7 protein-coding genes are annotated in these 8,644 nt (G+C 44.8%); 3 read left to right on the top strand and 4 right to left on the bottom strand.

The features are described 5' to 3' along the window. The coding region (locus V6C93_RS11385) for a WD40 repeat domain-containing protein (protein ID WP_333476777.1) at positions 1 to 1,633 on the top strand (1,633 nt) is incomplete at its 5' end. Positions 1,634 to 1,732: 99 nt separating this feature from the next. Here V6C93_RS11385 and V6C93_RS11380 read toward each other — a convergent pair. The 4 genes from V6C93_RS11380 to V6C93_RS11365 all read right to left on the bottom strand — a co-directional run bounded on the left by V6C93_RS11380 (position 1,733) and on the right by V6C93_RS11365 (position 6,572). Next, positions 1,733 to 2,476 carry a Uma2 family endonuclease gene (locus V6C93_RS11380; protein ID WP_333476776.1) on the bottom strand — a complete coding sequence of 248 codons (744 nt, stop codon included), beginning with the start codon at positions 2,474 to 2,476 and terminating at the stop codon, positions 1,733 to 1,735. Between the two features lie 140 nt (positions 2,477 to 2,616). Continuing rightward, the gene (locus V6C93_RS11375) at positions 2,617 to 3,168 is read right to left on the bottom strand and encodes a Uma2 family endonuclease (RefSeq protein ID WP_333476775.1); all 552 of its coding nucleotides are present in this window, start codon (positions 3,166 to 3,168) and stop codon (positions 2,617 to 2,619) included. Between the two features lie 182 nt (positions 3,169 to 3,350). Further along, a complete protein-coding gene (locus V6C93_RS11370) occupies positions 3,351 to 4,073 on the bottom strand; it encodes a Uma2 family endonuclease (RefSeq protein WP_333476774.1) in 723 nt (240 codons plus the stop codon). 282 nt (positions 4,074 to 4,355) lie between these two features. Next, complete coding sequence (locus tag V6C93_RS11365) at positions 4,356 to 6,572, bottom strand: response regulator (RefSeq protein WP_333476773.1); 2,217 nt, start codon at positions 6,570 to 6,572, stop codon at positions 4,356 to 4,358. A gap of 1,056 nt (positions 6,573 to 7,628) precedes the next feature. On the opposite strand from V6C93_RS11365, the gene V6C93_RS11360 reads away from it, so the two are divergent. Then, positions 7,629 to 7,811 (top strand): hypothetical protein, encoded by a 183-nt coding sequence (locus V6C93_RS11360; RefSeq protein WP_333476772.1) that lies wholly within the window; start codon positions 7,629 to 7,631, stop codon positions 7,809 to 7,811. Positions 7,812 to 8,115: 304 nt separating this feature from the next. After that, positions 8,116 to 8,644 (top strand): zinc-dependent alcohol dehydrogenase (locus tag V6C93_RS11355; RefSeq protein ID WP_333476771.1); only part of this gene is annotated, 529 nt, incomplete at its 3' end.

Here is an 8,644-nt window from a genome sequence, read left to right as displayed (position 1 = left end):
AGAAGAACTACTAACTTTTTCAGGTCATACTGGCAGGGTAAGCGCTGTGGCTGTCACTACCGATAGTCAAAAACTGATTTCTGGTTCACACGATCAAACACTTAAGGTCTGGAACTTGGTATCAGGAGAAGAATTACTAACTTTTTCAGGTCATAGCGAACGGGTAAGTGCTGTAGCTGTGACACCGGATACTCAGAAAGTAATTTCTGCTTCACATGATAAGACGCTTAAAGTCTGGGACTTGGTATCAGGAGAAGAACAACTCACTCTCTTTGGTCATAGCGAACAGATAAATGCTGTAGCTGTGACTCCTGATGGTCAAAAACTGATTTCTGCTTCACATGACAAGACACTCAAAGTCTGGGACTTAGCATTGGGAGAAGAACAACTAACTCTTTCGGGTCATAGTAAATGGGTATTGGCTGTCGCTGTCACTCCTGATGGCAAAAACGTGATTTCTGGTTCCCAGGATATGACACTTAAAGTTTGGGACTTGGCATCAGGAAGCGAAAAACTCACTCTTAGGGGTCATACTTCTCCGGTAAGCGCTGTAGCTGTTACTCCTGAGGGTCAAAAACTGATTTCTGGTTCCCGTGATAGTACACTCAAAGTTTGGGACTTGGTATCAGGAAAATCAGACTTGACTCTTAAAGGTCATAGTTACCCGGTAGTTGCTGTAGCTGTGACACCTGATAATCAAAAAGTGATTTCTGCTTCCTGGGACAAAACCATCAAAGTCTGGGACTTAACATCAGAAAGCGAACAACTAATTATTACAAGTCATAGTTATCGGGTAAATGATGTGGCTGTAACGCCTGATAATCAAAAAGTAATTTCTGCTTCTTGGGACAAAACCATTAAAGTATGGAATTTGGCATCAGGAGAAGAATTACTAACTTTTTCAGGTCATAGTAACCGGGTACGGGCTGTGGCTGTAACACCCGATAATCAAAAAGTGATTTCTGCTGGCGATACACTCAAAGTCTGGGGCTTAGAAACGGGAAGCGAACAACTAACTCTTTCAGATCATAGTGACGATATAGAAGCTTTAGTTGTTACCCCAGATGGTAAGTGGGTGGTTTCTGCTTCTTGGGACAAAACCATTAAAGTATGGAATTTGGCATCAGGAGAAGAACTACTAACTTTTTCAGGCCATAATGACTGGGTAAGTGCCGTTGCTGTCACACCTGATGGTCAAAAACTGATTTCTGCTTCTGGTGACAGGACACTCAAAGTCTGGGACTTGGCATCAGGAGAAGAACTACTAACTCTTACAGGTCATAATGACTGGGTAAGCGCTGTCGCTGTCACACCTGATGGTCAAAAACTGATTTCTGCTTCTGGTGACAGGACACTCAAAGTCTGGGACTTGGCGACAGGAAGCGAACAACTCACTTTTACAGGTCATAGTGACTCTGTAAATGCTGTGGCTGTCACGCCCGATGCTCAAAAACTGATTTCTGGTTCCGATGACAAGACACTCAAAGTCTGGGACTTGGGGTTGGGGAAAGTTATTGCTAGTTTCACTGGAGAGGGTGCAATAAATTGCTGTGCTGTTGCACCAGATGGTTTAACAATTGTCGCCGGGGAGAGTTCAGGACGCCTGCATTTTTTGCGGTTGGAGGTGGTTTGAGATCCCCGACTTCTTGCGAGTCGCAATCTTTAACTTCGTGAAATCTCGCACGACCGCCAATTTTCGTAAAACTTTTGCTTTGGGTAACTTTTACTGACGCTAAATTATATCTGGGTCAATATTTAACTCTCGCAACTTAGCCGCCAATCTTTCTGATCTACTGAGAGCTATTTCTTTTTGTTGTCGTTCAGCTTCCTTTTGCTGACGTTCATATTCTGCTTGCTGATGTTCATATTCTGCTTGTTCTTCAGGTGTAGGAACTAACTCACCCTCTGGGGTAAAATATCGCAATAAACCTTGATGAATACCTAGATATAATTCTAACTGTTGACTCCACAAATGCCCTTGATTATTCGGTGACAAAGGTTGATATTTGCCATCTAATAAATGAAACCCAGCAAATTCTAAGGTATAGGGGTCGAACCAAAAATAATCGGGTGTACGAAAAGTATCTTGGTATAGTTTTTTCTTCAAATCCCGATCAGTATTCGCCGTTGATTCCGAGAGAATCTCTACAATGACATTGGGATATTTGCCATCTTCTGCCCAAACTACCCAACTTTTGCGGGTTTTGCGTTCGGTGTCTAGCACCACAAAAAAATCAGGCCCGCGGAAGTCTTCTGTTTTGTGCTTCTTCTGGCTATAGTAAATGGTCAAGTTGCCAGCCGCGTAGAAATCATTCCTGTCTCGCCACAACCATTTTAGACATTTGAGTAAGAGCATGATTTGCTCTAGATGCAGTTCGCTTTCCAAGGGAGGTTCATCACTATATAAATCACCTGGAGGAAAGATAACATCTTCTGTGATGTCTTGGGTAGTATCTATTTCTTTAGCGATGGTCATAGTAATGGTAGAGAATTGGGAGTTTATGGGTTTATTTTAACGCCTGTAAGAGGATAGCGATCGCAAACCTTACCGCAGGAATACCACTTAATACTAATTTGCACAGGCTAAATAGCGCTTTTAGCTGTATTGTATCTGCTTCAGTTGTTGATAATTTGTTCCACTGAAACAGCAATATCAGGAAATGCAAGGGGGTGATTTTCTCCAGTAGTTAGTGTGAATTTTGTCGCGTATTCTCCATCTAAAGGCTCTCGAAACACCACCAAATGCATTTTTTTTAGATTTACAACCCAATATTCTGGAATACCGACTTCGGCGTAGATTTTGCTTTTTTTTTCTAAATCTTTTTCTAAGCTGGAGTTAGCATACTCAATTAACCAAAAGATATTTTCTGGGTAGGGATGATGCTCTCGATAATCACGCCCTAAACGTTGAACAATGGCAACATCTGGTTCGGGTTCCGAGTCGTTGGGTAGGGTAATTGGTTTAGCTTGACGAACTTTGGCTCGTTCACCTAATAATTTTGCTAGATACTCTCCTGCTTCATCACTAGAATAAGCATGGGGTTCTCCTTCTGGTGGCATTTCGACAATTTCTCCCTGAAGCAACTCTACTCGGCGATCGCTCAAAATTCCAGCAGCAATCATGCGGTGATATTCATCAATTGTCCACTTGGCAGCGATAACACTCATGGCGAGGCTCCTTGCAATGCTTTTTTATAGCGATTCTCAAATGAATTGAGTACAGTCAGACCTAACCCCCAACTCCCTTCCCTACTAGGGAAGAGGGCTAATTTCAAAGTCTCTATCCTTGTAGGAGAGAGTTTAAAAGTGTACCGCATCCAATCCAGAAGGGCTATATTTCCCATGCTAAATTAAATTGTATCCGGGTCAATATTTAACTCTCGTAACTTAGCTGCTAATCTTTCCGCTTTACTTAAAGCAATTTCTTTTTGCTGACGCTCATATTCTGTTTGTTGACGTTCAAGATCAGCTTGTTCTTCAGGTGTAGGAACTAACTCACCTTCTAGGGTAAAAAATCTTAATAGACCTTGATAAATCCCCAGGTATAACCCTAATTGTTGACTCCACAAATGTCCTTGATTGTTAAGTTCTAAAGGTTGATATTTGCCATCGGCTAAATGAAACCCAGCAAATTCTAAGGTATAGGGGTCAAACCCAAAATAATCGGGTGTACGAAAAGTATCTTGGTATAGTTTTTTCTTCAACTCCCGATCTGTATTAGCCGTTGAGTCGGAGAGAATTTCTACAATGACATTGGGATATTTGCCATCTTCTGCCCAAACTACCCAACTTTTACGGGTTTTGCGTTCGGTGTCTAGCACCACAAAAAAATCAGGCCCCCGGAAGTCTTCTGTTTTGCGCTTCTTCTGGCTATAGTAAATTGTCAAGTTGCCAGCCGCGTAGAAATCATTCCTGTCTCGCCACAACCATTCTAAACATGACAGAAGTAAGATAATTTGTCGTAGATGCAGTTCAGTTTCCAAGGGAGGTTCATCACTATATAAATCACTTGGAGGAAAGATAACATCTTCTGTGATGTCTTGAGGAGTATCTAATTCTTTAGTGATGGTCATGGTAATGGTGGGGAATGTGGAGTTTATGGGTTTATTTTAACGTTCGCAAAAGGGTAATCAACCGGACATCATATGATAAGCGACTGTGCATTTAATATCAATTTCCTAAAATAGCGCTACACATCAACCCCCCAACCTCCCTTATTAAGGGGGGAGTCAGAACTACATCTATAGCAAACATTTATAAAATTGGTATAATCAAGCCTAATTTGGACGGGCAAGATGCCCATCCCACAAGAAATGTGCCAAACATCAACTGCAAGTTAAATGGGTGACAGCTGCTCAAAGAAAACGCATCAAAATCGCTTCTAATTGAGCAATACCAATGGGCTTACTGAGGTAGTCATCGGCACCCGCCTGTAAACAACGTTCGCGATCGCCTGCCATCGCCATTGCTGTTACCATGACTACCTTGAGTTTTTTCGTGTCCGGTTCCCGTCTGAGTTCAGCTAACAAATCAAATCCTGTACAATCTCCCCTAAGCTGTACATCCATCAAAATCAAGTTGGGCTTAAACTGCCGCACCTTCTGGAGAAAGTTTTGACCATTGATTAAATGCTCTACCCTGTGACCAATCACCTGGAGATAGTCTTTCAACACCAAGGCGCTGCGCTCATCTGCTTCAACGAGGAGAATACGAGATTTTGCCCATAGAGGGCAGCTTTGTCCCTGAATAACTCCTATCTCTTGAGGCAAGGATGGCACAATCAACTCTTCGAGTTGCCTATCGGGTAAACAAAGGGTAAATTGACTGCCTTGACCGAAGGTTGACTTGACAGTAACCTCGCCACCATGTAACCGCGCCAAACTCTGTGTGAGTGCCAAACCCAAACCTGTACCAGGGAACCGTCGATTTAAGCCACTATCTAACTGGCGAAATGGCTCAAACAACAGTGGCAGCTGATGGGACGTAATGCCAATTCCTGTATCTTCCACCGTAAAGCAAATCTCTTGGAGGCGCTGCCCATAAGCGCTATGCCCTTCCGGCTGCTCCCACCCCGATGGGGTATGCCCAACCGAAGCAGCTAATGTTGCTGTCGTTACGCGATCGCTAGCCCTCACCGATCGCTTCGTGACCGTTAACGAAACCTCGCCCGCTGGTGTAAACTTAACCGCATTGGATAGCAAGTTGAGCAACATTTGCTTGCAACGCCGCTCATCGGCAATGATAATCCGCGTTGGGGGTTCGATGTGAAGCGTGAGTTTGAGCCCTTGTTGATTGGCTTGCTCCCGTACCATTGCCAAGCAGTATTCGCATAACTCCTGGATATCCAAAGGTACAAACGTCAGTTGCTCTTTACCCGCTTCTACCTTCGAGAGGTCAAGAATATCGTTAATCAGCGCCAGGAGATGTTCCCCACTACTTTGAATACAACTGACGTATTCTCTTTGCTTGTCATTGAGCGTGCCGAAAATTTCTTGCCGCATCAGTTGGGAGAGGCCGAGTACAGCATTCAGAGGGGTGCGGAGTTCGTGGCTCATCATTGCCAGGAACTCACTCTTGGCACGACTCCCAGCTTCGGCTGCTTCTTTGGCTTGTAGCAACTGCCGTTCTGTGGCTTTGCGATCGCTAATATCGTAAATGGCGGCTTGTAGTACCTTGCGGTTTCCCAGCTCAATTCGGGTAAGTGTTACCTCTGCTGGAAACTCTTCACCATTGCGCTTGCAGTACATCCAATCAAAACGGCAACTGCCTTGTGCGATCGCCTTCGCTATATACTCATTAGCCAGAGAGATAGAATCTTCCCCATTTAGCTGTGTTGCGGGTGAAAAACCGATGGGGGATAGGGTGAGCGGAAATTTACTCAAGAGATGAGGGGATGATAGCGCCGCTAGACGTTCCCCGTAGGATTTACCGTTTGTGTTGCGTCCCCAATGATAGGCTGGTTGCCAGTTCTGGCTTGGAGTTGAGAAAATCTCCTCCTCTTCGATTCCCCCCCGCTCCTCAGCTTTGCCGCACAGCTGTTGGCGATGGGTGCAACCGAACATGCTTAAAGCTGCATGATTGCCATCAAAAATTCCCTTTTCATCCAGCAAAATCACCGCCGTACTGGTTGATTCGTACAGCGTTCGGAACTTGGTTTCCGACTCTCGCAACACTTGCTCCTGACGCACACGGATCATCGCATGGCGTATGGAGCGTGCTAATAACTTAGGGTCTGTCTGATTTTTGACCCAGTAATCCTGAGCACCTTTTTGTAACGATTGAAGTGCGATCGCTTCATCATCCCTGTCACTCAGCACCAAAATAGGGATATCCGGCGACACCCGACGTAAATGGGTGACTATGCCTACCCCTTGGGTATCCGGCAATGACAAATCTAACAAAATTACCGAAATTTCTGAGGTTTTGCTGAGACACGTTAAGGCGTCTTCCAGCCTCGAAACCTGAATCAGTTGAAATTGAAAAGCCTCAACGGCCTGTAGCATTTCTTGCAGGAGACAGGCATCTGTGGGGCTATCATCTACCAGCAAAATGGTGAGGGTTTTAGTCGGCATGGGAGTTACTCAGTGAGCAGCAGGACAATCATCAGCCAGAAATCTTAGAGAGATTTCTCTATGTTTTGGAGCTGCTCTCGGTCACCCAAACAAGTCGTCTTAGGAGTTAGCTTCTAGAGTGTAACTACTGGATGTATTCTGGCTGACTCCTGATGTTTTCAGGCTACCACAGGAAGCTGTTGCATGACTTGAAATCCTTCTAAGTAGCGAACCCTGCCTTGTCACTGGCTGATTTTTACCGACAACGACTCGTCAACACTTAATTATAGGCTTCCCGGCTCGACCAGATAAACAAAAAAGTATTTTCCTCTGTTAATGAAGAATGTAACTTGATTCTGTATCCTATTTCACCACCCTCATTCGGCAAGTCGCGCTAAGGTATATAAGAGATAAAAACAAGCCCTCCGAGATGGAAAAAGGTTGTTCCGGTAAAATCTTGGTGATTTCTCTGTGATCCCAAGATAAGTCGGACTTGGAGAGAGAAGTTTAAAAAACTTCATCTTAGCCCTTACTCCCCATTGAAGTTCCTGAGAAAAGTGAGCCTCAGTAATTATGAAAAATTGTTAAATCCAGATAGTGCAAGGACTACAGTTCTAAAAGACACCTGTTTATCGCTTCTTTTAAGATTTTTAACACTTTGGGATTTGAAGAAAATGCTGGCTCAAGCCGAGCCCCTCCTGCCTCGTAGCGGGTAGCTTTTTAAAGGTTAAATAACTCTAAAGATTAGTGCTTGGTGTTTTATAAAGGGGTAGCATTCCCCTTCGGAAATCGATGTTGATGTGATAGGGATCGATGAAATCATGCCAAATTTGCACAACTTCTACATACTTCCTTCTAGAGATAGATGAGGAGGAACACGACTAGGGATTTAACTTAAGAAAGCGACAGAAGTTACCTAGCCGATTGGAAGGCATAGAAGTTAGCTAAACGCCATCAAATCCTATGGATTCAAGCTCAACAATTAGTCTCAAGTTGCTTAGTGGATCAGGGCAGTCTTTAAGTGCCAAAATCGCTCTTTTAATTAACTCGCTTTTTAAAACCAGGAGATAAGAAAGTATGCTGGTCAACCCTTGCCCTTGTTGTGGTAGTGTTTTGCTGCGCCATGCGCGACGGAAAGGAGTCTATTGGTATTGCACCTCCTGCCACCAAGAAATGATGCCTTTAATGAGTGGTCAGTTACCTATCTGTAGTGAACCCAGGAAGCCGCGATCGCAGGTTTTACAATCTGTCAGTTCATAACCAAATTTCGGTGCTGATTGAGCCAAAGACGGCAGGGTTTGAGGGAGTGCCACAGTTCCTAGAATTCTAGAATGGGGTAAGTCGTATGGTTTCGGGAACGTGGCTCATTCAACTCCAACCCCAAAAAATCCATAACAACGAAAGACTAATTAAGTAGCAACAGCGTCGGGGCGAGTATGCCTTCCCTTCTTTCAGAAGTGGTTGGTTCTCCCGGCGCTTTTTTCTTTCCCCCCAATCCCAAAATGCCAATTCAAGGCGTGACAGCTTAAAATCAGTGAAATTAAGCTGAGGAGACACGACCCCATTGCTCGCTGCATTACTCTACGGTCAGGAAGATTTACGCTTGGAAGAAGTAGCCTCACCGACACCTGCGGCGGGTGAGGTGGTGATCAAAGTAGGCACAGCAACAACCTGTGGAACTGATTTGAAAGTCTGGCGGCGTGGGGGTCATGCGAGAATGCTCAAACCACCGACGTTGTTCGGTCATGAGGCGGTTGGTGAAATTGTGGCGATTGGAGTTGGGGTTACAGGATGGAATATAGGCGATCGCGTTGTGGCGAACAACTCCGCCCCCTGCATGTCCTGCTTTTTCTGCTGCCGCCGTGAGTATTCCCTATGTCCCAATTTGCTCTTCAACAACGGCACGTTTGCCGAATATCTCAAAATCCCAGCGCCCATTGTGCAGCATAATCTGTTAGCCGTGCCTCCCGACTTACCCAGCGCCCTAGCTGCAATGACGGAACCCTTGGCTTGTGTCCTGCATGGGATATCCTGTTCTAATGTCCAACCCGGCGATCGGGTCGTCGTGATCGGAGATGGGGCAATTGGGTTGA

Source organism: Allocoleopsis sp. (assembly GCF_036703385.1).
Classification (GTDB): Bacteria; Cyanobacteriota; Cyanobacteriia; order Cyanobacteriales; family Coleofasciculaceae; genus Allocoleopsis.
Note: the sequence above shows the minus strand (reverse complement) of the source record. Positions and strands in the feature narration are given on the sequence as shown.

Excerpts from the sequence above, each read along its gene's own strand:
- V6C93_RS11360 (WP_333476772.1), top strand. The coding sequence starts at position 7,629 with ATGCTGGTCAACCCTTGCCCTTGTTGTGGTAGTGTTTTGCTGCGCCAT.
- V6C93_RS11370 (WP_333476774.1), bottom strand. The coding sequence starts at position 4,073 with ATGACCATCACTAAAGAATTAGATACTCCTCAAGACATCACAGAAGAT.
- V6C93_RS11365 (WP_333476773.1), bottom strand. The coding sequence starts at position 6,572 with ATGCCGACTAAAACCCTCACCATTTTGCTGGTAGATGATAGCCCCACA.
- V6C93_RS11380 (WP_333476776.1), bottom strand. The coding sequence starts at position 2,476 with ATGACCATCGCTAAAGAAATAGATACTACCCAAGACATCACAGAAGAT.
- V6C93_RS11375 (WP_333476775.1), bottom strand. The coding sequence starts at position 3,168 with ATGAGTGTTATCGCTGCCAAGTGGACAATTGATGAATATCACCGCATG.